Annotated in this window: 22 protein-coding genes; 8 read left to right on the top strand and 14 right to left on the bottom strand. The window is 29.6% G+C overall.

The genetic code is table 11. The features are described 5' to 3' along the window. Positions 1-45 precede the first annotated feature (45 nt). Positions 46-555: a DUF6155 family protein gene (locus tag Q0820_RS05285; RefSeq protein WP_298485800.1), complete on the bottom strand. Its 510-nt coding sequence runs from the start codon at positions 553-555 to the stop codon at positions 46-48. A 171-nt stretch (positions 556-726) separates the two neighbouring features. Here Q0820_RS05285 and Q0820_RS05280 point away from each other — a divergent pair, with 171 nt between their 5' ends. Further along, complete coding sequence (locus tag Q0820_RS05280) at positions 727-1,590, top strand: RNA polymerase sigma factor RpoD/SigA (RefSeq protein ID WP_298485798.1); 864 nt, start codon at positions 727-729, stop codon at positions 1,588-1,590. Between the two features lie 518 nt (positions 1,591-2,108). Here the strand turns inward: Q0820_RS05280 and Q0820_RS05275 are convergent. The 8 genes from Q0820_RS05275 to Q0820_RS05240 form a co-directional block, all read right to left on the bottom strand. After that, the gene (locus Q0820_RS05275; RefSeq protein ID WP_298485796.1) at positions 2,109-3,338 is read right to left on the bottom strand and encodes a YaiO family outer membrane beta-barrel protein; all 1,230 of its coding nucleotides are present in this window, start codon (positions 3,336-3,338) and stop codon (positions 2,109-2,111) included. After that, on the bottom strand, positions 3,338-5,686 hold the full coding sequence (locus tag Q0820_RS05270) for an LTA synthase family protein (RefSeq protein ID WP_298485794.1): 2,349 nt from the start codon (positions 5,684-5,686) through the stop codon (positions 3,338-3,340). Before Q0820_RS05270 ends, Q0820_RS05275 begins: the two co-directional genes overlap by 1 nt. Before the next feature lie 2 nt (positions 5,687-5,688). Further along, positions 5,689-7,119 carry a glycosyltransferase family 2 protein gene (locus Q0820_RS05265; protein WP_298485792.1) on the bottom strand — a complete coding sequence of 477 codons (1,431 nt, stop codon included), beginning with the start codon at positions 7,117-7,119 and terminating at the stop codon, positions 5,689-5,691. Further along, on the bottom strand, positions 7,119-9,581 hold the full coding sequence (locus tag Q0820_RS05260) for a HEAT repeat domain-containing protein (protein WP_298485791.1): 2,463 nt from the start codon (positions 9,579-9,581) through the stop codon (positions 7,119-7,121). Before Q0820_RS05260 ends, Q0820_RS05265 begins: the two co-directional genes overlap by 1 nt. A gap of 12 nt (positions 9,582-9,593) precedes the next feature. Then, a complete protein-coding gene (locus Q0820_RS05255) occupies positions 9,594-9,959 on the bottom strand; it encodes a response regulator transcription factor (protein ID WP_298485790.1) in 366 nt (121 codons plus the stop codon). Between the two features lie 3 nt (positions 9,960-9,962). Further along, entirely contained in the window at positions 9,963-11,744 is a 1,782-nt protein-coding gene (locus Q0820_RS05250; protein WP_298485788.1) for an ATP-binding protein, read from the bottom strand. 340 nt (positions 11,745-12,084) lie between these two features. Then, complete coding sequence (locus Q0820_RS05245; protein WP_298485787.1) at positions 12,085-12,477, bottom strand: hotdog domain-containing protein; 393 nt, start codon at positions 12,475-12,477, stop codon at positions 12,085-12,087. Between the two features lie 44 nt (positions 12,478-12,521). Beyond that, the gene (locus tag Q0820_RS05240; protein ID WP_298485785.1) at positions 12,522-13,418 is read right to left on the bottom strand and encodes a DUF72 domain-containing protein; all 897 of its coding nucleotides are present in this window, start codon (positions 13,416-13,418) and stop codon (positions 12,522-12,524) included. 151 nt (positions 13,419-13,569) lie between these two features. Here Q0820_RS05240 and Q0820_RS05235 point away from each other — a divergent pair, with 151 nt between their 5' ends. Then, the gene (locus Q0820_RS05235; RefSeq protein WP_298485783.1) at positions 13,570-13,980 is read left to right on the top strand and encodes a glyoxalase; all 411 of its coding nucleotides are present in this window, start codon (positions 13,570-13,572) and stop codon (positions 13,978-13,980) included. Here the strand turns inward: Q0820_RS05235 and Q0820_RS05230 are convergent. Then, positions 13,969-14,649: a DUF2461 domain-containing protein gene (locus Q0820_RS05230; protein ID WP_298485782.1), complete on the bottom strand. Its 681-nt coding sequence runs from the start codon at positions 14,647-14,649 to the stop codon at positions 13,969-13,971. The two genes, Q0820_RS05235 and Q0820_RS05230, sit on opposite strands and share 12 nt — an antisense overlap. A gap of 95 nt (positions 14,650-14,744) precedes the next feature. Here Q0820_RS05230 and epsC point away from each other — a divergent pair, with 95 nt between their 5' ends. Both epsC and cysM read left to right on the top strand, forming a co-directional pair. Continuing rightward, complete coding sequence (epsC, locus tag Q0820_RS05225; protein WP_298485780.1) at positions 14,745-15,536, top strand: serine O-acetyltransferase EpsC; 792 nt, start codon at positions 14,745-14,747, stop codon at positions 15,534-15,536. Then, a complete protein-coding gene (gene cysM, locus Q0820_RS05220) occupies positions 15,529-16,413 on the top strand; it encodes a cysteine synthase CysM (protein ID WP_298485778.1) in 885 nt (294 codons plus the stop codon). The genes epsC and cysM overlap by 8 nt, the downstream gene beginning before the upstream one ends. A 2-nt stretch (positions 16,414-16,415) precedes the next feature. Here cysM and Q0820_RS05215 read toward each other — a convergent pair whose 3' ends face one another. Together Q0820_RS05215 and truA are read right to left on the bottom strand one after the other, a co-directional pair. Then, positions 16,416-17,213 carry an alpha/beta hydrolase gene (locus Q0820_RS05215; protein ID WP_298485776.1) on the bottom strand — a complete coding sequence of 266 codons (798 nt, stop codon included), beginning with the start codon at positions 17,211-17,213 and terminating at the stop codon, positions 16,416-16,418. A gap of 7 nt (positions 17,214-17,220) precedes the next feature. Then, positions 17,221-18,006 carry a tRNA pseudouridine(38-40) synthase TruA gene (gene truA / locus Q0820_RS05210; protein ID WP_298485774.1) on the bottom strand — a complete coding sequence of 262 codons (786 nt, stop codon included), beginning with the start codon at positions 18,004-18,006 and terminating at the stop codon, positions 17,221-17,223. Between the two features lie 76 nt (positions 18,007-18,082). Between truA and Q0820_RS05205 the strand changes: the two genes are divergently transcribed. Then, positions 18,083-18,517 (top strand): hypothetical protein, encoded by a 435-nt coding sequence (locus Q0820_RS05205; RefSeq protein ID WP_298485772.1) that lies wholly within the window; start codon positions 18,083-18,085, stop codon positions 18,515-18,517. A gap of 178 nt (positions 18,518-18,695) precedes the next feature. Next, entirely contained in the window at positions 18,696-19,178 is a 483-nt protein-coding gene (locus Q0820_RS05200) for a hypothetical protein (RefSeq protein ID WP_298485770.1), read from the top strand. A 79-nt stretch (positions 19,179-19,257) separates the two neighbouring features. Here Q0820_RS05200 and Q0820_RS05195 read toward each other — a convergent pair whose 3' ends face one another. Then, positions 19,258-20,139, bottom strand: coding sequence for an anti-sigma factor (locus tag Q0820_RS05195; protein WP_298485768.1), 882 nt, complete (start codon positions 20,137-20,139; stop codon positions 19,258-19,260). A gap of 234 nt (positions 20,140-20,373) precedes the next feature. On the opposite strand from Q0820_RS05195, the gene Q0820_RS05190 reads away from it, so the two are divergent. Then, a complete protein-coding gene (locus tag Q0820_RS05190; RefSeq protein WP_298485766.1) occupies positions 20,374-21,075 on the top strand; it encodes a response regulator transcription factor in 702 nt (233 codons plus the stop codon). Then, entirely contained in the window at positions 21,075-22,571 is a 1,497-nt protein-coding gene (locus Q0820_RS05185) for a HAMP domain-containing sensor histidine kinase (protein ID WP_298485765.1), read from the top strand. The genes Q0820_RS05190 and Q0820_RS05185 overlap by 1 nt, the downstream gene beginning before the upstream one ends. Positions 22,572-22,628: 57 nt before the next feature. Here the strand turns inward: Q0820_RS05185 and Q0820_RS05180 are convergent, their stop codons facing one another. Beyond that, positions 22,629-24,098: a magnesium chelatase gene (locus tag Q0820_RS05180; RefSeq protein WP_298485763.1), complete on the bottom strand. Its 1,470-nt coding sequence runs from the start codon at positions 24,096-24,098 to the stop codon at positions 22,629-22,631. Positions 24,099-24,202: the final 104 nt, after the last annotated feature.

Here is a 24,202-nt window from a genome sequence, read left to right as displayed (position 1 = left end):
TGAAGATTTTTTTTATTTGTGTTATAAATTGATAAAAAAGAAATACTAGTCTACAAGGTCTAAAGCTTTAGAAAAATCCTCAGCAAATGTCCAATTATTTTCTTGCGTAAGGGTATAAATTTTTACAATACGGTCTTTATTTTCGGTAACAAAACCATGTAAAGCGGCATACTGCAATGCTTCTTTAAAAGAGTTTAGCATACTTTTATAAAAAGAATCGGGCACATTTTTTTCTATGGAAAAAGATTGCGCTATTTCTAAATTAAAAAGCATTACATCTACAATTAAAGAAGGAGCTACACCTAATTTTATAAAATGCTTAATATATTTTTGAGCTACAGACCTACGTGCTTTGGGTCTTTTTCTTTTTACAGGAAAATACTCATTTGCAATTTTAGTTTTTGCTTCTTGTACTAGTTTGTCTTCTTTAGGATTAAATACAAAATCATAATATTCTTTCACTAAAGGAAACCGCTGGTATAAGTCTACGAGTTGTTCTTCTAATTCTTTCTTTTTTAAATCCTTTAAATAGGCTGTTAAGGCTCTTTTACTCATTTTTCTATAATAATTTCAAAAATAGAACAACTCTGTTAATTTATTAGAATTCTTACATAGATTTACAAGATTTGTAATAAAATCTGTATAACTATGTATCTATCTGTTTGGAAAAGAGATAATAAAAATGTATTATGAGTTCTTGTACAAGAACTAAAAACACACGAATATATGAGGCAACTAAAAATTATCAAGCAGGTAACCAATCGTGAATCCAAATCATTAGATAAATACTTGCAAGATATTAGTAAGATTGATTTAATAAGTGCAAGTGAAGAAGTAGAATTAGCCCAATTAATACGTACAGGAGATCAAGCAGCATTAGAAAAATTAACCAATGCTAACTTAAGGTTTGTTGTTTCTGTAGCAAAACAGTACCAAAACCAAGGATTAAAGTTGCCCGATTTAATAAACGAAGGAAATGTAGGACTTGTAAAAGCTGCAAAACGTTTTGATGAAACTAGAGGTTTTAAATTTATTTCCTATGCCGTATGGTGGATTAGGCAGTCTATTTTACAAGCATTAGCAGAACAATCCAGAGTAGTACGTTTACCTTTAAATAAAATTGGGTCTATTAATAAAATTAAAAAGGCCTTTTCTTATTTAGAACAATCGCATGAACGCCCTCCTTCTCCTGAAGAAATTGCGAACGAGTTAGAAATGACGGTTTCTGAAGTTAAACAATCTATGAAAAATTCTGGCAGACATGTTTCTATGGATGCTCCATTACGTGAAGGAGAAGATTCTAATTTGTATGATGTTTTACGTGCTGGAGAGTCTCCAAGACCCGATACAATATTATTACAACAATCTTTAAATACCGAAATTAATAGAGCTTTAGATACGCTTTCTCCAAGAGAAGCAGATGTTGTTAAATTATACTATGGTATAGGAGACCAACACTCTATGACACTCGCAGAGATAGGACAAACTTTTGATTTAACTAGAGAGCGTGTTCGCCAAATACGAGAAAAAGCAATTCGTAAACTACGCCATAACTCTAGAAGCAAGCTATTAAAAACCTATTTAGGTTAATATTTACAAAACAAAAAAGACCGCTAAGAATAGCGGTCTTTTTGTATATTTTTTTAAACCCTTTATTAAGAGTAGGTAAGTTTATTAATATTATAATCTACTAGAATTTCATTTAAATTCTGAATAAAATTTAAATAAGATGTGTTGTCTTGATTCTTGTTTGCCATAACTTGTTGGGGTTTTAGTGATACATTTTGGTTTTATAAAGACTACATAAAGTCTAATTCTACCAATTCGTTAATACTTAATATTTCATTTAAATCTTGAAGGAAAGCTAAATACTCTTCTCCGTAGGTATCATAAAGCATATTAATGTAGGTTTAATTAATACTAGGACTTGGTTATAATTTCATTGTAAACATATATATAACGAGAAATAAGAACAATTAATTGTGGTGTACTATCCAATTTTTGTTGTATAACTACACTTCTCTTGTTGTAAAAGTAAAAAATGGCCGTAATCCCTTTGTATATGGTCGTTATAGCACTATGCAGTTCATCGAATATTTTGGCATTTGTTAGAATTTCACCTGGTAGGTTATCCCTGCAGATACAGACCAAAAGAATTTTCCTGGCTCAAAAATAAGCTCTTGCCTTGTTACTCCTAAATTGGTTTTATAAATATTAGGATTCTTTTTTCCTGTAAATTGATATTCAAAAAGCACTTGTTGCGATTCTACATACAATACGGTTTCTGCCAATAAAGCATCTTGCGCATTTCGTAATTGTTTTAATTCTGATGCATACCCAACCCCTGCTATAATTCCTAAATAGTTATCCTTATCTCTTAAATATTTTCTGGCCAATACAGTTCCGGAGAATCCTAGATTGTTATTGTTACTTATAGCAGTTACATAGGGTCTAGCAGAAAAGAAATAGTTTCCAGAGTATAAACCAACGCTTGCAGTGGCAATAGTTGCTTTAATAGATTTAAAATCTAAATAACGAACTCCTAAGGAAAGCTCCATGTTTTTTGGATAATTGGCATATACCTCTACTCCTGCTCTATGTTTAGGAAAAGTAGGAGCGTTAGAAAAACCATAATTTAAATACCCATAAATTTTTTTAGAAAGTTTTGGGTAAAAATCTAGTTCATATTGTAAACCGTGTGTACCAAACCTATTACTATAATTTATTCTTGGAATAATGGGACCAGAAAGAGTTTCTCTTTTATACTCTATGCTAGAATAAAACATAGGGTCATAGACAACATCAAAAATCTCAAAGCTATTGGTTAATCCAAATTGGTTTTTAAGCGTTGTTGTGGTTGTATCTATTTTAGACTCCTGCCCTTCTTCAGTAACGCCAGTTATACCATTTATAGCGTATTGTTTTTGTTTCGCTACATCTTCATCATTTGGAATATATTTTAAGGCCTTATTTGCTAAGCCTAAAGCTGTGGCATAATTTTCGGAATACAGTTCATTATTAATAGCTGCAACCCAAACTTCTTTAATTTCCTTTTCTTTAGAGATTATAATATTAAAATGTTTTCTTGCACTATCATATTCTTTATCCCAGGTATGTGTTTTAGCTAATAGAACGCGAACATCTGTATATTCTGGGTATACACTTAATATTGTAGTAAGCGTATCTCTAGCAGCTACTCTATTCCCTGCAAAAGCTAATTCCCTAGCCGTAAAGAAAGACGAGTCTGGGTCTCCAGAATATGTAACCTTCTCTTGCGCAGATATAAGCAAACTGCAAAAGCATAAAAGAATAAGAATGTATGTTTTTAGTACTTGCATTAAAAATTGATTTCTGCTATTTCTTTATTTTTAGATAGTATGGTATTTGCTCTTAAAAGTTTAACTGCTATTTCTTTAGAGCTAATATTGTTTTCTTGAATTATTTCTTGAATCTCTGGTACTCTATCATTATTATTAGACCAATAATACACGTCTAACAAAGCAGCATAACCATCTTCATAGGTTGGATATTTACGAATAACTTCTTCTAACACTTGTATAGAATTGATGTATTCTTTTTTCCAAGCATATACTCTACCAACAAGAATTTCAGTATCTGCATGCCTTGGTATTTTAGATAATATGTAGTTGCAAAGTAGTAAAGACCTGTCCCATTCTTTATTAAAAGCTAGATCACGAGCAGTTTCATAAGCATTATCAAAGTCTTTATCATTAAAAACACTTTCTACCCAAATTTGGTCTTGTTTAGAAAACTCTTTTGTTTTAGTGACATAGATAGATAAATCTTCTGGGATTATTTTATTGGTAGCAGTAACATATTTATTTACCGATTTAAAATAACGAAACCTCTCTTTTATAGCATCTTTATTACTAGATTCTTCTTCTTCTAAAAGGTCTAAATCTTTATATAACTTATATACGTTACCCTTACTAATAAAATTAGAACCACTTATGTAATCTACTATGGCTTTTCTCCGTTTAAATAAAGGAATTTCTTTATCCATTTTAAATGTATTTTCATGTATTAAACTACTCCCTAACCAAGCATTTTTAGTAGGTACTTTTATAGTGTAATTAGCATCTAAAAAAGAAATTAAAGAAGGGGTAATATCTGCATGTGAAGTAAGCGATTTTAATTTTTTAGGTGTTTTTAAAAGCGGGCTAAACAATAGCAACGGTACTTTATACTTCTGTAAATTAGTGGCTTGTGGTAAATCAGTACTATTGTGTGTGCCCGTAATAATGAATATTGTATTCTTATATTCTGGTTTTGTTTTATAATTTTCTATAAACGATTTTACAGCACTATCTGTATACAACAGGCTTGCAAAAAGTTCTTTATTGTTAGAAATTATTTTTCTAGCTCTTTTTGTATATTTTTTTTTATTCGTTAATTGTTTTTCTACTAATTGCAAATACTTCTCTGCATTGGGAATAGCATACGGATTTTTAGTACTAAGTGTTACAAAAAAATCTAACCTAGGCTTTTTAGTACTAAAAAATGATGCATTAAATTTTTTAAATAATTCTGCATCTGGGTATCCTAAAGAAATTCCGGCAGCATCTTCTTCTTGTAAACTATAATTTTGATTAAATACTTTTTTGTCTATAATACGGTCTACACGCTCTTCATCTAAAAATTTATCAATATAATTAAGAGCACTATTACCACCATAATTAAAAGAAGTTGCATAGCCATTTTTCTTAAGAATACTATATAAAGTATTTCTATTAGTATAATTATTTAAATTGGTAAACCCTTCTTCTCCAAAAGGCAAAGACCCAAGTATATTTGGTATAGCAGCAAAACTTTCTCCACTATTACTTAAATGGTTTTCCCAAAAAAGACTCTTTGTAGTTAACTCTTGCAAATATGGTGTAAAGCCTTTGTAGTCTGGTTTATCACCAATAAAGTCGAATCCTAAACCTTCTACAACTAAAAATATAATATTTGGTTTTTCTTCTTTTATATTAAAATAAGTAGATAAAACATCTTCCTTTGTATAGTCTTTTAAAAGTGGATACTCCGCTGTGCCTTCATAGGTGTCATTTTCAAGAGCATAATCCTTTAAACTAGAAATTAAATGATGTGTTTTATTTTCATTAATTGGTTTTTTATCCGCATATAAAGTAGCTAAAAACAAGCTAAATAGAATTAAAGTTACGGGATACATTCTACTAATAACTGTATATGTTTTTGCTGTAAATTTTTGTATATAATAACATAGAGCAAAACAAATAAGTAAAAGACCAATAACTGGTAGTAAAGAAAAAATTACAGTATCCGATTTATAAATGCCAAGAATACCTGTTCCTAATATTTCATAATTTTGAATATAGTATTGTATTAATAATGCTTCTATACAAATAAGAAGTATTAGTATTATTCTAGTTGTTTTATACCCTAAACCTGCTTTTTTATTTTCTAAGTAATTAAATAAGAAAGATAAGATTAGCGCTGTAATTGCTACATAACCAGTATGGTTAAGAAGCAAATGAAAAAAACTTTTATTAAAAATGCTATCGATAACACCACTTAAATACAAACTAAGATTTTGATACATAGAAAGTATAAAAAGAGCCACAAAAAAAGTTAATAGCAAAGGAATAAAATCCTTTAACTTTTTTGGTGTACCATTTTTTGGTATGTTATTTTCTACTTGCATTATTACGAAGCTTTTGCAAATCCTTTACGAACTTGAGATCCCCAGCCAGATTTAATTTTAAATAATTTTTTATAATTTCCACGTATTGCTGCCCATACTACTATTGGATGAAAAGTAATAGGTTCTATAATTGCACAAAACATTAGAATTAATATGTCCTTTGTTTTCTTATACTCATTATATGCATATACATCCCAAAGAATAGCATAAAAAGAAAACATGATAGAAAAAACATACACAGTTGTTGTGATTGCGATAAAGAAATCCCAGTTTAGTATTCCTAAATAGTAAAAAAGGATAATGGTAAACATTCCAAAAAACTCTAGCATTGGAGCTAACCATTCGTAAAAAAACCAATACGGATAACTAAGCATACCAAGTTTTCCATATTTGGGGTTAAAAAACATTTCTTTATGCTTAAAAAGTGTTTCTAAATTACCTCTAGCCCATCTATCTCTTTGGTTTACAAGTATTTTTAAATCTTCAGGAACTTCAGTCCAGCACAAAGGGTCTGGTATATATTCTACAGTATATGGTATTTTACGTTCGTGCATATACTTACGCATCTTAAAAACAATTTCCATGTCTTCTCCTACGGTATTGGTATCATAACCATCTACCGCTAATGCTATTTCTCTATCAAAGAAACCAAATGCTCCTGAAATAATTAATAAACTATCTATTCTTCCCCACGCCATTCTTCCTAAAATAAAAGAACGCGTATATTCTAGTAATTGAAACCTTGCCAACCAATTTGTTGGTAATTTAATTTCTTCTAATTGTCCGCCCTGTATAACACAAGAATTAGCTACACGTATTACCCCACCAACTGCAATAACACGTTTTTCGGAGCGTTGGTAAAAAGATTTTACAACATGTAATAATGCATCTGGTAATAAAAGACAATCAACATCTATACAACCAACATATTTGTTTTTAGATAATGCCATGCCTGTATTTAAAGCATCAGACTTACCACCATTTTCTTTATCTATTACTGTAAGTTTAGAAAATGCTCTTTGAGGCGATTTATAAATACCTCTAATGGGTTTAGATTTCCAATTTGGGTCTATTTCTTGGTCTATTTTTACCAAGTCATAGGCCTCAATCATTTTTTGAAGCGTATCATCTTTACTTCCATCATTAACCACCATAACTTCGTAGTTAACATATTTTAAAGACATTAAAGACCTAATATTTTCAACAATTGTCATCCCCTCATTATAGGCAGGAGCAATTATAGTTATACTTGGCGCTAAAGGAGAAGCCATTAATTTAGACATGTCTCCAAAACTATTTTTGTTCTTGTAGTGTATTGTATTTCGGGTGGATAAATACCCCATTGCGGTAAAAAAAGAAAATAGAATAACTGTAAACAAGAAAAAAACAATGTTTATATATTCTAAAATGATATTGAAGAAACCGCTATCCATTAAAATTTGTCAAAGAGTTTACTGGAGAAAGAATAAAACTGTTCTAAGAAAGAAGGTTCTTTATTAATAGTAGAAACTTCTTCTATATCTAAATTATTTATTTTTGAAGGATTGATATTATTTTTTTGTAACTCTGCTTTATAATCTTCAAGAAAAGCATACTCTAACGGAATTGGTTCAAAAGAATCATCAGGTTTAGTATTTTTAGATTCTATTTGAGCTTTTAATTGTTCCAAGCATTTTTTTGCTTTTTCTCTAACTCTTTCATCTTCATCTTCTACTAAGTTCATTAATAATTTTAATTCTTTTTTATCGCTAACAGCAACTATTTCATTTAACAAAATAAGTTTAGATTCTGTATCAGCATTTGTAAAAAGTTCTTCTAGTATAGAAGTTTCTGTTGTAACATCATCCATATTTATTTCTTTTTTAGTAGTTGGTAATTCTTTATAAAATTTTTCTAAAAGCTCTATAATACGATCTTTTATAATTCCATCTTTTTCTTTTAATAAATACTCTTCTAAAAGTGGAATTTCTCTAACATCACCTAACTCATTTAAATCTTCTAAAAGAGATAACATTTCTAATTCTCTTTTATCACAGAATACGGCTTTAGGAATATAAAACTCTTCCTCCACATTAATATTTGTAGTCGTCTCATTTTCATTACTTAGTAATTTATCAATGTTTAGTATTGTATTTTCTTCTTCCGTAATTGCTTCATTATTAACACTAATCTCTTCAAATATTGTAGTAATGTTTTCAATTTTTGAATTAGGAACATCTACAGTAGATTCTGGCTCTTCTGTAGCATTAATTATGTCATAAATAACAGGTAAGAAATCTATATTTAAAGTTTCTTTCTTTTCAACACTTATTTCTTCTCCTATTACTTGTAAATCTAAAGGGTTAATTTCTTCAGGTTTTTCCGGTATAACATTAGTAGTAACAATGGGAAGGAAATCTAAATTTAAAGCCAAAATTTCATTTTTATTGTTTAGCTCTACAATTGTATACTCTACTTGTATATTTGCGCTATTAGTAGGAACAACTTTCTGGAAATTAACAATAATATCTTCTGGTTTTATTTCTGGTTTACTGTCTTTAGTAATCGTATTCTCTTTTTCCTTGCTTGTTACAATAGGAAGAAATCCTAGACTATCTGAAATATCGGTTTCTAAAAATTCTTTATCCGTTGCATTTATTGCTATAGCTAATTCTTCTTGTCTTAATTCATGAATAGAGTCGTTTATTTTTAAATCTTCAACTTTTTCTATACTCTCCTGAGAGTCTTCTGTATTTTCAATAGTATTTTCTTCAGGTTTTTCTACAATTATTAATTTTTCTTCCTCTGGAATTACAATATCTTTTGGAGTATTATGTACTATATTTTTTTCAATTTCTTTAGTTGGCATAATAGTCTCTGGAGCAATACTGTTTATAGTACTCAGTGCTTTACTTTTTACATAAAAATTACGTTCCTTATTTTCTATTTGATGTAAAAAAGGTAAATCATCTTCTGTTCCAATTTCTGATAAGGCGCTTAGTATTGTAATTTTAATATCGGTAGAGGAGTTCCAGAATATTAATTTTAAAGTATCTGTAGCGCTCATAAAGCCAAATTCTTTAATACAAAGAATAGCTTCTTGCTTTATTTGTGTATTCTTATGCTTTACTAATTCTATGATAGAAAGTTCTGCGTCATTCTGGTTATAATGCTTAATTAATCGTAATGAAAAAAGAACAACATATTTATTATTAGAAGTTAACCACTGCTTAAATTTAGGCGGGTTAAAATCTTTTTTATTACGTAATACTTCTAAAATTTTTAATTGCTGCCATTCTGATATTTTATATCTGGTAGTATCTAAAAAATAAGAAATACCTTCATGTTTTAAAGTTACTGTTGCAATTTCTGCCTGTTTACGTATGGTTCCTCTTTTATCATTTATACGTTTTATAATAAAACCATAAGATTCTGAAACCTGCATTTGTGTTAACTCTAAAATTCCTTTAGAGACAATTTCCCACCGCCAACTTTCTAATTTTGCGTACGCATCTTTATGTAAGTCTAATTCTTTATATAATTTAAAAAGAGATTTTTGTGTGCTACCAGAAACATCAATACTTAAATCTAATAGTACTTCTGATAATATTCTTCTATTAAAAACATCTTTTAAGAATTGTCTTATTTCAATTTTTAATTGAATGTAATTTGTTTTTTCATCTTTAGAACTCTCCTCTTCAAAAAAAAGAAATTCACTAATAATTGGAGAAAGGTCTTTCTTTTTTTGTGCAACTTTTTTAGTTTTTGCAGATAGTTTATTTCTAAAGTAAAAGATAAATAGAAAATACAGCAAAGCTAACCCCACAAACAAAAGGGATAAATCCCAGAGTAAATCTGTGTGAATTTTAGGCGCAGTAATTAACGCTCGGGGGTTATGCGTATTAATACTTAACAATTGGGGGTTGTTTTACTTATTTAATTCTTTGGTTATTCTTAATAATAATTCTGTTGGACTAAATGGTTTTGATAAAAAATCGTTTGCTCCTAACTCAAAAGCGCTTAATACATTTTCTTCATTTCCGGCAGAAGAAATTATTATTATTGGTATAGTTAATCTTAGTTCATTTCTTACAAAATCAACCAGCTCAATTCCAGAGAAATAAGGCATCATAATATCACTAACAATAACATCTGGAATGGTGTTATTAAGATATTCTTTTACCTCTTTACCGTTAGACACAAAAGTTACCTCATGCCCTTCTTTTTTAAGTCTAAATTGTAGTAAAGAAATTAAAAGTTCATCATCATCTGCAAGTAATATTTTTTTTTTCATACCTTATTCTTGATTGCTTTTAATTTTATTAAAAGCAACATCTAATTCTTTTTCTACTATTGGGTATTCTATTAAAAATCTACCGTATAAAAATTCTAGGTGTTTTTTGTCTACATTGTCTTTACAACCGTTTTGTATTTGCACAATAATTTCTAACAAACCTTCTGTTTGTAACATTGCTAAACCAGCTTTAATTTTATGAGCTGCTAAGCCAACTTCTTCAAAAGCATTATTTTTTAATTGTGTTTTTACAACAGTAATAAATTCTTGTGCATTTTTTTTATATAAGGATAAAAGTTCTTCTAACAACTCTGTTTGTCCCATACACTCTTGCCAAATAGGAGTTAGATCTATTTCTTTTTTAGAAACTAGCTCTTTTTTAACTTCTATAAATTCTTTTGGCTCTTTTGCTACAGTAATCATTTTGGTTTTGTTTTTTACAAGTTTTATTAATAAATCATCTGGGGCATATGGTTTTAAGATAAAATCATTAATTCCATATTCCGAACATTGTTCTTGGTCCCGAATACTAAAATCTGCCGATAAAGCAATAATTGGAACCTCTTTTATATATTTCTTTTTATTACTTCTTATGAGCTCTGTAATTTGAAAGCCATTCATATTTGGCATTCTTAAATCCATAAGAACAATATCAATTTTTTTATTTTTCAGAATATTTATACCATAAGTAGCACTATCTGTTATATACACTTTACAGCCCCAAGTTGTTAAACGTTGCTCAATTAAACGTTGGTTTAACAGGTTGTCTTCAAAAACTAAAACGCGAGTACCATTTACTAGCTGTCTTCCTTTTTGTAAGTTTATGGTGTTTTTATTTTTCTTTGGAACTTTAGAATCATTTCCTTCTTTATATGGGAGTATAAAACTAAAAGTGGTACCCACATTTACTTTACTGGTAACATGGATGGTTCCGCCAAGTTTCTCTATAATTTGCTTTACAATACTTAATCCAAGTCCAGTACCTCCATACTTAGTAAACGTATCATATTCTGCTTGTTTAAAAGAATCAAAAATATGATTTAGTTGCTCTTTAGTCATACCAATACCAGTATCTTGAACATTAAATTCTAATATAAAACTTTTCTTGTCTTTTAACTCTTTTAGATTTATGGTAACATTTATTTCTCCATTTTCTACAAACTTTATCGCATTTCCTACGAGGTTTAATAAAATTTGAGATAATTTAGAAGGGTCTCCTATTAATGTTTCAGGTATTGCTTCATCAATTTTAGTATGTATAGTTATATTTTTACTAGCACTTAGTGTTTGGCATAAATAAACTACATCTTTTACTAAATCATGAAAATCAAAATCTACACTTTCAAATTCTTCGAGACCTGCAGACAGTTTAGAATATTCTAAAAGTTCATTAATTATTTCCATTAAAGAATAAGAGGCAGATTGTATTGCGTTTACTTGCTCTAACTGTTCTCCTTTTAATTTGCTTTCTTTTAATAAATCTGCAAAACCAATAATGCCATTTAAGGGAGTTCTAATTTCATGACTAACATTTGCTATTAATTTATTAGCATCTGTATTCGTAGTATTAGAACCTTTTGGAGTTTCCTCTAATTCTTCAAAAAATTGATCCTCTATATGCGTTGAAACAAGTGGTCCAAAAATTTTAGATTCTAAGCTATTTTTAAAGGATAAAAAAGATTTTTTAAGCTTTGTAGCCTCTTTCGTATTTAATTCTTCAAATGAAAATTCGTTTAAAGTAGTTTCTAAACGTAACATTTGATTAAGTAGGTCTTGTGTTTTCAATAAAATGGGTTTAATATTTAAATAAACATTCTCTAATTTGCACAATGCCATTTTTTTAAAAGACATATTTAAAGAACTTAACATCCTTAAAACTCTACTAATAATGCTTAGTTCGCAATAAAATGTTCCCTACTACCCAAAAAGTGTTGTAAAAATGCAGTATTTGTTGGTCAAAAAACCTTTGAAACTGTGTATTTTGTCTATGTTTTTGGTATTTCATAGATATTTCTAGTTTCTCAAAAAATATAAAAAAGGTACTTATTTAAAAAAATAAAGGCATAATTAGATATGCCTTTATAAAGTGAAGAATTAAATTTTTAAAAGAATATTTTAGCTATAATTATTCTACTGCTAACCTATCTTTCACATATTCTATTTTTGTTTTTCCGTGTGGTTTTGGTTTTCCATTTTCACCAAGATTTACCATTATAATATTATCTACGGTAACAATAGTTTCATGGGTCATTTTATTACGAACCTCACAATTTAAAGTAAGTGAAGATTTTCCAAATTTTACCACTTCAATACCAATTTCTATGACATCACCTTTAACAGCAGTACTCATAAAATTAATTTCGGACATATATTTTGTTACTACTCTTTTATTTTCTAATTGAATAATTGCATATAAAGCACATTCTTCATCTATCCAAGCTAAAACTGTACCCCCAAATAAAGTAGAATTAGCATTTAAATCTCCGGGTTTTACCCATTTTCTAGTATGAAACCTCATAGTTAAAAGATGTTTTTTATATAAAATTAAAAAAGAATAAAATGCTAAAATAACTTTGGAATAGAAATATTCATAGTTTTTGGAATAATTAAATTACTTCCCATTCTTTTATTTAATTCTGTAATAAAATAGGCTGATAATAACGGAGACTCTAATTCTAAATTTTGATGAATAAAAAAATGAATGTTATTTAATCCTTGCTCTTTCCACTTTATTAATCTTGTTATCCATTCATCTAATCTGGTATAATCACTTTTATGATTAGCACCAACATATCTTATAAAAGCCTCATCTTTTGTAAGTCTCATGTGCATTAAATCTCTTCTTCCTGCAGTATCTACTAGTGTATTACTTATGTTATTCTCTTCTAATAAAGAATATAATTCATTAGCTACTGCTGCATCATTAAACCAATCTGTGTGTCTAAATTCTATAGATAAAGGAAATTCTTTTGGCCAGTATTCTATAAAACGCACTACTCTATCCCAATTTTTAGGCCCAAAGTTAGTATGCAATTGTAAAAACATAGTTCCTAACTTATCTTTTAAATTTGAAGTTACATTAAGATATTCTTCTAATATTGGATAAGCCTGATCATTAAGCCTTCTTAAATGACTTACATTTTGAACTATTTTAGGAAAAAACTTAAAATTTTCTGGGGTCTTATCATACCATTTTTTATACTGTTCTGCAGGGAATATCCTGTAAAATGTAGCATTTAATTCTATACTATTAAATTGAGACGCATAATAGGCCAACTCCTCTTTTGTTCCTCTTGGGTAAAAGTTTTTTAAGTCTTGTTTATTCCATTTAGCACAACCTACATAAATAGAAGTTGGCACTTTTTTTTCGGATTTTGAAAGTACAAGATTAGTGCCAGAATGGTCTTTTGGTAATGTAAAATCTATAAGTTCGGGTTGTTCTACTTTTCCAAATTTCATAAGAATAACAAAGTATAATGTTAAAAATATATTTTAAAATAATAAAAATAAAAAAATAGTGGTTTTGTTCATAACCACGTTAAAAACTAATTTTATTTTAAGATTTTTAAGATAAGGTTTCTTTTACCTTTATAAAAACCATAAGATTATTATGTTAGATAGGTCCCAATACCTTTTAAAGATTCGTCCAGATATACCAACAACAGCAATAAATGAAACCATGGGTCTTAATGAAAGATTCCAAAATGAAACATTACGGCCTGTGTTAAAGTTTCAGAATGGTTTACTTATAGCTGTATTTAAAAACTACATAACTAAACATAAAAATAAATTTCATGAACTTTCTATAGAAAAAAGATTGCTATATATAGAAAATGCAATACAAAAAGACATAAAATTTAGAAACTCTCTTAAGGGGATAATTATAGGTGCTTTTACAGAAGAAGAATATACTATTTATATACAAGATTCTTCTGCATTAAATAAACGCATGATGAATTTGGTTATTAAAAGACTACAAGATCAAATACAAGTATTTGAGGAAAAGGTGTTAATCCACTAAAGATTCGCCATTTAAGTTTGTAGTTAATATGCTACTCATTAAATTAAAAAAGGGTCTTATAGATTTAAAAGAATTGTCTATAATGATACTAAAATCTTTTGATAGAACTTCTTTATCAGAAAATTTCTTGATAAAAATGTATTGCTTTCTTTTAATTAAATCAATGTTTGGGTGTGTTTTATCAAAACCCTTTGGAGATGTTTTCACTTGATCACCTACAATATCTCCCCATACTTCTTTAAAAGAAGGCGCTTCAATAATTTCTCTAACTTCTGTGGCATCTAACGCAAACTCTTTTCTTATACGTAGTAAATCTGCTGGATTAGGGTCCCAAAAACCAGTAGCAACAAATGAATCTCCAGGTTTTATTTGCAAATAGTAACCACCTCTTAATTTGGCACCAGACCTAGCAAAAGAAATAGAAAAATGAGATTTATAAGGTGTTTTGTCTTTAGAAAACCGTACATCTCTATAGATTCTAAAAACTTTTAATTTTTCAATTTCGTCATGTTTATTTAGGTTTTCCATAACTACAGCAGCCAAATTCTTTATAGTTGTTTGGTGCTTTTTAAAAACCTCTTTATTTTCTGTAAACCACTCTCTATTATTGTTTTCTTCTAACTCTTTTAAAAAATTAAAAACCGGTTTTATAATCCTAGAATCTAACATTCGACTTATGTGTTGTTATTTTATGCTAAAGTTAACCATTTAGAATATTATACTTTTTAATATTTGGTTAATTTTGATGTATTAATCCTATGTTTATGAAACTAGAGTCCGTAATTAATAAAATAATTCAACATAAGAAACAACCTAACTTAAGATATCAATTAAAAGAAAAAGTAGAAGAATTCACAAATAGACTTTTTTATACTCTTTTTGATATTGATACTCCGGTAGAAGAAAATTTGAAAAAGCTAGAAGAAGATTTTGATGTTTTAGTAAATCTTGCTTGTTGGGAAGTAAAAAAACCATGTAAAAAAGTATGGGAAAATTATGTAGAAAAATTACCCAAAATTTTAGAAAAATTAAATATTGATGCCGAAGCTACAGTAGAATGCGATCCCGCATCTCTTTCTATAGAAGAGGTGTATATGGCATATCCAGGATTTTATGCCATAGCTATTTACAGATTAGCACATGAATTATATAATGATGGCTTTCCTTTAGTACCAAGGTTAATGACAGAGTATGCGCATAGACAAACTGGCGTAGATATAAACCCAGGTGCAATTATTGGAGACGCTTTTCATATAGATCATGGAACAGGAATTGTTATTGGAGAAACCGCGATAATTAAGAATCATGTTAAAATTTACCAAGGGGTAACTTTGGGTGGGTTGTATGTAGCAAAGAATTTACAAAAAACAAAAAGACACCCTACTATTGAAGATAATGTGACTATTTATGCCAATGCAACTATTTTAGGTGGTAATACTACTATTGGAAAGAATAGTATAATTGGTGGTAACGCATGGATAACCGAAACTGTCCCAGAAAATTCAACCGTTTATCATACCCCAGAAATTAAAATTAAAACACTTCCAAATGTCTAAAACGATACTTGATTTAATTGGTAATACACCATTAGTAGAAGCTAGAGTTCTTAATCAAAATCCTAATGTTAAATTATTTTTTAAGCTAGAAGGCCATAACCCTGGAGGTAGTGTAAAAGACCGTGCTGCTTATAATATGATAAAAAATGGGTTAGATACTGGTGCTATAAAAAAGGAAGATAAATTAATTGAAGCTACAAGCGGAAATACCGGAATAGCGTTAGCTATGATCGCTGGTATTTATGGTTTAGATATGGAATTAGTAATGCCAGAAAACTCTACTAAAGAAAGAGTACAAACCATGCGTGCATATGGAGCAAAGGTTACACTAACTAGTGCAGATGTTGGTATTGAAGGAGCAAGAGATTATGCAGATGCCAAAGTTGCAAATGATGGGTATGTAATGCTAAACCAATTTGCAAATAATGATAACTGGAAAGCACACTATAAAACTACAGGCCCAGAAATTTGGCGAGATACTAAGGGAGAAATAACACATTTTGTTTCTGCTATGGGTACAACAGGAACCATTATGGGAACTTCTACTTATTTAAAAGAACAAAATCCAAACGTACAAATAGTAGGAGTGCAACCTATGGACGGAGCCAAAATTCCTGGAATACGTAAATGGCCAAAAGAATATTTACCAAAAATATTTGATGCTTCCAAAGTAGATAAGGTTATGGAAGTTAATCAAGAACAAGCTACACAAACCACAATTAAGCTAGCAAAAGAAGAAGGTATTTTTTCTGGTGTTAGTAGTGGCGGTGCTGCATATGCGGCAATACAATTAGCAACTACTTTAGAAAAAGGTGTAATTGTATCTATTGTTTGTGATCGTGGAGACAGGTATTTATCTTCAGATATATTTGGATAATTTTATGGTAAAGCTTCTGCTAATCCCATTTTAAAGGTTTCATAATCTTGCAAATAATTATGACCTGCATTTTCTATGGCATAAAACTTTTTGTTATTCCCTTTAATTTCATCAAATAATTTTTTACTGGAAGAAAAAGGAATAACACGATCATCTTTTCCATGGAAAATAAAAATAGGGCAAGAACTCTCTTTAATATATTCATTAGATGGAAATCTAAAATTAGATAACCAATTTATTGGTAAAAAAGGAAATCTATGTTGCCCTAAACTAACAGCACTGTAAAAAGGAGATTCTAAGATTAGTTTACAAGGTTTATTTTTGGATGCTAATGCAGAAGCTACTCCAGTACCAAAAGACCTACCATATAGAATAATTTTATCTTCAGAATACCTTTCTAATGCATACTTATAAACCATATCAGAGTCTGTGTAAATTGCTTTTTCTGTTAAAGCACCACTACTTTTTCCAAAAGTTCTGTAATCTATCATAATAATATCATACTCCTTTTTAGAAATCATATTTGCAACATGGGATAAATGAGATAAATTTCCAGAATTCCCATGAAAATAAAGAACAACCCCTTTAGTAGAATTATTTTTTATATGTATACCGTTTATTTTCCCTCCATCATCCGCATTTAACCAAAACTCTTGAAAAGGTTGGCAAAAATCATAAACATGATTCATTGGCATTTTAGAAGGCATAAAAACAAGTTTATCCTGGTTATAATAAGCTAAGGCAGTAATTGCAATGTATAATACACCAATAATAAGTAGTATTTTTTTTAATCTTTTCATATATATTTTAATTGAATGTCAAATTATTTAATAATAAACCAGAACCAGGAGCAACATGTTTTAATAGTGTGGTATCTTCAGAAGTTAAACTAGCCTTAAGTTGTTCTATAGAAAACTCCCTTTTTCCTACTTGTAGTAATGCTCCCATCATCATTCTAATTTGATATCTAATAAACCCCTTTCCTTTAACATGAAAGGCATAAGATTTTTTAGGAAAAAAATTTGCTGATAATAAGGTGTTTTCTGTAATATAAGAAGAGACAACTTCTCTTTTGACTTTTGTATTCTCTTGTAATCTAGCAGTAAAACTTGAAAAATCATGCTCTCCTACAAAGCAGGATGCAGCTTCTTTCATTACATCTAAATCTAATTTTTCTTGTATGTTTGTTAAATAAGGAGCACAAAAAGGATGGTTTTTTTCTCCAAAAGAAAATAAATAAACATATTCTTTTAATTTACTATGCTGTATTATATTAAACTCTTTGGTAGTTTCTTCTATATCTAGTACTCGAATATCAGATGGCAAGTTTTTATTAAAAAGTGTAATAAAAATATTTAAATCTTCTATTGATTTATCTGTTAAAAACAATTCAAAAGCAGCATCAAGAGCTGATACTTTTGCATCTGTCCTCCCGGCTCCTAGTATCTTAAAAGTGGTTTCTGGTAAAATATATTTTAAAGTTTTAGTGAGCATTCCTTCAATAGTTTTTTGGCCAGGTTGTTTTTGCCAACCACTAAATCTAAAGCCCAAATATTGCAATCTTACCAAATAATAATATTTCTTTTTTTGCATTAATTTAAAATCATAAAATTTAAACTTATAATTTTTTTGTAATTTAAGAAGAACTTTAACCAACTAAAATAATATTATGACAACAATTAAAGAAAAAGCACCAGTATGGTTCTGGATGGTTAGTGGGCTTGCATTATTATGGAATCTTGCAGGTGTTGGGGCATATTTGCAACACGCGTATATGAGTATAGAAGATTTAGAAAAATTATCTCAGGCAGAAAGGTTATTGTATGAATCACAACCATCATGGGTTACAGCAGCATTTGCAATTGCAGTTTGGGGAGGAACATTAGGCTGTATTGCACTTTTATTGAGAAAAAAATGGGCAAAACCAATTTTATTAATTTCTTTAATTGGTGTACTTGCACAAATGGGACATTCTTTTTTTATGACAAATTCTTTTGAAGTATATGGACCTGGTGCCATGATAATGCCAATTATGGTGATTATAATAGCCATAGCTTTGGTTTTCTTTGCCAGAAAATCTTTAGACAGAAAATGGATTGCATAATAACCTCAAAGAAAGCGTCTAAATTATAAAAACAGGATTATTAACTAAATTTTCACAACAATTTTTTAGTGTTTCTCAACATTAGATGTTGTTCATCGATTTTTTAAAATAAACAAAAATGAGTTCCGTTTTAAAATTTTAATACGAGTTCCCCAAAGACTCAAAATTATTTTCCAATATGCAATTACTATCTAAGTTTCTTCCTTGGAAGAGAAGTGTTATTATTACTACGATTATACTTTCCATATTAATTATCTTAAGTTTTTATGGCTTATATACAAATAAGTTTTACTTTTTTAAATATGATAATTATATACTACCAATTTTTTCTATTATCCACTTTATTTTCCTTTATGTATTGTGGTTTAAAATAAAAGAAGGGGAAATAAGTGATTCCCCAATGCGGAATGTAGAATATGCACTCTACATTGTATTAGTTGTTTATATTTTTAAATTATTTGACACTATATACACTTTATCCACCTACACTGAGTTTGATAATCATCAAATACCAAGTACCTTTTTCCCAATGGGAATACTAATTATTTTACTATATGTAGTTTTAGTTGGACTAACTTTTTTAAGCTTTTTGTATCGTAAGAAACATGTTGGCCCATATAATGTGGATATACTAAATGAACAAATAGATTCTTGGGAATAAATTAAAATATTCTACGTTATGGCAAAAAGCCCTTGAGATAGTTTTATCTTAAGGGCTCTCTTTTTTTCTAAAATATTACTTACCTAGTAACCGTACCAGTAGGGAAACTTTCTGTAACATAATCTCCAATTTGTTGTACTCCCATAGCATCAGAAGGGATCATACCAAATAATGGTTTAAGAGTAAATGGAGCAGGACTATTATCTGGATAAGGTTCTATACTTATTACAGCTACTTTGCCTCTAACATCCGTAGGGAAAGTTAGGCCATCAGGAGCATTTACTAAAAAATCTTCTCCTGGAAATGGAGGGCCTGGATTTGCTCCACTAAACGGACTACCTTCGTCTGCACCGATTACAGAAGTAAAAGTACCTGTAGATAATGGCACACCATCTATAACTACCCATCCTTCATATTTCCATCCAGCTTCTAATGTTGGTAATTCTAATCCTGCTACAGCGCTTCCAGAACTATTATCTAAAAACCAAACACCACTATATTTTTCTTCCTCTGCACCAGTACCTGTAGGAGCAGCAATAATAAATTTTCCGTCAATAGCATCAAAAGAAGGTGCAACAGTACCTGTAGTTAAGCTAGCAGAATTACCACTAAAATCTCCAACAAATATCTTTGTGTCTGCAGGTGCAGGAGATGGGTCTGGATTTGGCTCAACAGATAATACAAATTTTGTTGCACTGGCGAGTACTTCAGCATCTAAAGTAAAGCTAGACTGTGATAAATTATGATTATCATCCACAGAAAAAGTACCTGTAGATACAGGAGCACCATTTACAATAATCCACCCTTCATACAAATAATCTGAACCTAGGTTATCTAAACCATTAATATCTAAAGTTAAAGCAGTAGATTTAGGACTATCATCTAAATCATCACTACTACATGAGGATACAAATACTACTAAAGCAAGTAGTATTACATTAGTTAATTTAAAATTTTTCATTTTTTTAATTGTTTTATGATTACAGGACAAATTAACTGAGACAACATAACAGAGATATCACAGAAGTATAAACTTTTGGTGATATTTTGTAAGTTTTACAAATATCTTTCGGCTTAAAACTGTGTTAATAGCCTTATAAAGCAGTGTTACAGTAGAAATAGAGTGTATAATAGGAGTTTTTAGACACTGTGATACTCATGTGATACTTTTTTGTTTATTTCGTAACAACCAATTATGAAGAAAATATTACTTATAGAAGATGATTTAGAAATAGTAAAGTTACTAGAAATTCATCTTACAGATTTAATTTATGAAACCTCTAAAGCTACAGATGGCTCAATAGGTTTACAAATGGCGTTGGAGAACGATTATGATTTAATTCTACTAGACCTTACACTACCTAGTATGGATGGCATAGAAATTTGTAAAAAACTTAGAGCAGTTAAAAATACTCCAGTAATTATGCTAACCGCAAAATCTGAAGAAATAGATAGAGTACTTGGTTTAGAAATTGGTGCAGATGATTATATAACAAAACCTTTTAGTATTAGAGAACTCCTTGCAAGAGTTAAAGCTGTAATGAGAAGAACCGTTATTTCTACTACAGAAAACTTAAAAGAAGATTCTTCAATAATTGCAGCAAATACAATGCAAATTGATATTGATAAAAGAAAAGTGTTAATTGAAGATAAAAAAATTGAATTATCTCCTAAAGAGTTTGAATTATTGGTTTTAATGGCCTCTAATCCTGGTAGAAATTATTCTAGAACCGAATTGCTAAATTTAATTTGGGGATACAATTTTGAAGGTTATGAGCATACTGTAAATTCTCATATAAATAGATTAAGAGCTAAAATTGAATCGGATATGACTAACCCTACTTATATATTAACTACTTGGGGTGTTGGTTATAAGTTTAATGAAGAAATACTATAATGGATCAAAAAGATAAAGCACTTACTCCCAAATTAGTCAAAAAATTATGGCTTGCATTTATACTATTAATTTTATTAATGGGTACCTCATATATTTTTATAACTGGCTACTACGCCAATAAATATAACCAAGCAACCATACAACAAGTAAATGCAAATGTTGCAAATCATGTAATACAAGAGAAATTTGCAAATGCATCCCCTTTTCTAGAAGACGGCACTGTGAACAAACCATTATTTGGCGATTTAATGCACGATATGATGGCTGTAAATCGAAGTATAGAAGTGTACTTATTAAATGATGTTGGCAAAATTTTATATTCAGTAGTTTTAGACCATAGTGATAATGCACCTGCAAAGTCTGTTACTTTAGAACCCATAAAAAAATTCATAGAAAATAAAGGAAGTTCTTATATTGAAGGAGATGACCCAAGAAACCCTGGAGAACAAAAAATATTTTCTGCAGCTCCTTATGAAGTAGACTCAAGAAAAGGATATGTCTATGTAATACTGGCTGGCGCAGAATTTCAGCATATAAGTAATAGTCTACTAGGTTCTTATTTTAGACAATTAGGAGTTGGCGCTACATTATTAACGATGCTTTTTACAGTAATTATTGGCCTTTTAAGTATTTGGTTTTTAACTAAAAATTTACGTCTAATAACTGGCACAGTCAGAAGGTTTCAAGAAGGAGATTTAGAAGCTAGAATAGAAAACCCTGAAGATTCTGATATAGAAGTTTTTGCACATTCTTTTAATGAAATGGCAGATACTATTGTAGATAATATGGAGAAAATGAAATCTGTAGATTTATTGCGTAGAGAGCTTATAGCCAACGTTTCTCATGATTTAAGAACACCTTTAGCCATATTAAAAGGGTATATAGAAACACTACAAATTAAAAAAGATACTCTTTCTAAGGTTGAAACAGATGAATATTTACAAATTACACATGATAATGTAGATAAATTATCTAATTTAATTAACCAATTATTTGAATATTCTAAACTAGAAGCAGAACAAGTTACTCCTATTAAAGAACCTTTTTCCATAACTGAATTATCGCATGATTTAATAGCGAAATTTAATGTACTGGCTCAGAAAAAAGAAATAAAATTACAATTAGAAAATCCTAAGGAAAATTGTATGGTATTTGCAGATGTTAGCCTTGTAGAAAGGGCTTTGCAAAACCTAATAGAAAATGCTATAAAATACACAAACCCTCACGGTTTGGTAACGTTATCCTTAAACAAAATAGGAAATAATATTGAAATTATCCTTACAGATAATGGTGCTGGGATACCATTAAATGAACAGCCTTTTATTTTTGATAGATACAAGCAAGTAAATGAAAGTGCTAAAAAACAAGGCTATGGTTTAGGGCTTGCAATTGTAAAAAAGATTATGGACTTACATGATACTACCATTACTGTTTTAAGCAAACCTAAAGAAGGAAGTTCTTTTGTATTTAACTTACCAGCCTATCAAATACAATAAAAATTGCTATGTAAAAGAAAAGCTCCTTAATACTTACGTTAAGGAGCTTTTTAATAGTTATAAACCACTTATATAGTTTCCATACAAATCATTAAACTGGTAGCCTTCAGAAAAACGATGCTTACTTAATTTTTTATGAGCTACTAACCCCCAAAGAAGTACTTCTTTTAAAAAGTTTTTGTCTTTCTCTTCAAAATCTGGTTGGTACTCCTTAATTAATTGAGTTAATGGAGGTATATTATTTAATGCTCTTACGTATTCTTCCTCTGTAAAATCATCATCCAAATCAACTCCTTCTCCGTCATAAAACCATTGTATTAATTCATCGTAAGGGGTTTCTTCTCCTTTGCGTTCTAATTTATTTATTACAGGGAAATAGGTCGTAAAAATAGTTTTAACAGCTTCGTCTAACAACAAACTAGCAACACCATCTGCACCTTCTTGTTCTCCCTCATAAACTAATTCTATTTTTCCTGTAATTGCAGGAATAACACCAACAAAATCACTTAACCTTATAGTTGTTGCTTCTGCCCCACTTAATAATGTTCTTCTTTCGGCTGTACTTAATAAATTTTCAAAAGCAGTAATACTAGTACGTGCACTTACGCCACTTTTAACATCTACATACTCACTCTTGCGAGCTTCAAAACTAATTTGTTCTAGAATATCTTTAGCTATACTAGGAACGTAAACAACATCTTCTTGTCTAGAATCTAAGTTAGATTCTTGTTCCGTAATCTTACGTGCTGTTTCTATATTTTCAGGATAGTGTGTCAGTATTTGTGAGCCAATTCTATCTTTTAAAGGAGTTACAATACTACCCCTATTGGTATAATCTTCTGGATTTGCAGTAAATATAAACTGAAGATCCAAAGGTAAACGAAGTTTAAAACCTCTTATTTGAATATCCCCTTCTTGTAAAATATTAAATAAAGACACCTGTATTCTTGCTTGTAAATCTGGCAATTCATTAATAACAAAAATACATCGATTAGCGCGTGGAATCATTCCAAAATGTAAAACACGCTCATCTGCATAAGACAATTTAAGATTTGCAGCTTTTATTGGATCTACATCTCCTATTAAATCTGCAACAGTAACATCTGGCGTTGCTAATTTTTCATAAAAACGGTCGTCTCTATGCATCCATGAAATTGGCGTTTTATCTCCTTTTTCTTTTAATAATTCTATAGCATAACGAGACATTGGTTGCAAAGGATCATCATTTATTTCGGAACCTTCTACAACAGGAATCCATTCATCTAACAAAGTTATCATTAACCTTGCTAAACGGGTTTTTGCTTGTCCACGAAGTCCTAGTAAATTTATATTGTGTCTAGATAAAATAGCTCTCTCTAATTCTGGAATAACCGTATTCTCATACCCCCAAACTCCTTCAAAAGTAGTCTCTCCATTTTTTATTTTATTTCTTAGATTATCTCTAAGCTCGTCCTTTATACTTTTACTTTTATATCCTGCTTTTTTTAATTCTGCTAATGTGGATATTTCTTTATAATTCAATTTCATATATTTTTTTGTTCTTGGTTGATGCTTGTTTATGACTCATTTTCTAGAATATGTATTTATTCACTAGCAAACAACAAGCCTCAACTTACTTATTTCTATCTTTT

It is taken from the genome of uncultured Maribacter sp., assembly GCF_947495965.1.
In the GTDB taxonomy this organism is placed as follows: Bacteria; Bacteroidota; Bacteroidia; order Flavobacteriales; family Flavobacteriaceae; genus Maribacter_B.
This window is presented reverse-complemented; position numbering and strand designations above follow the sequence as displayed.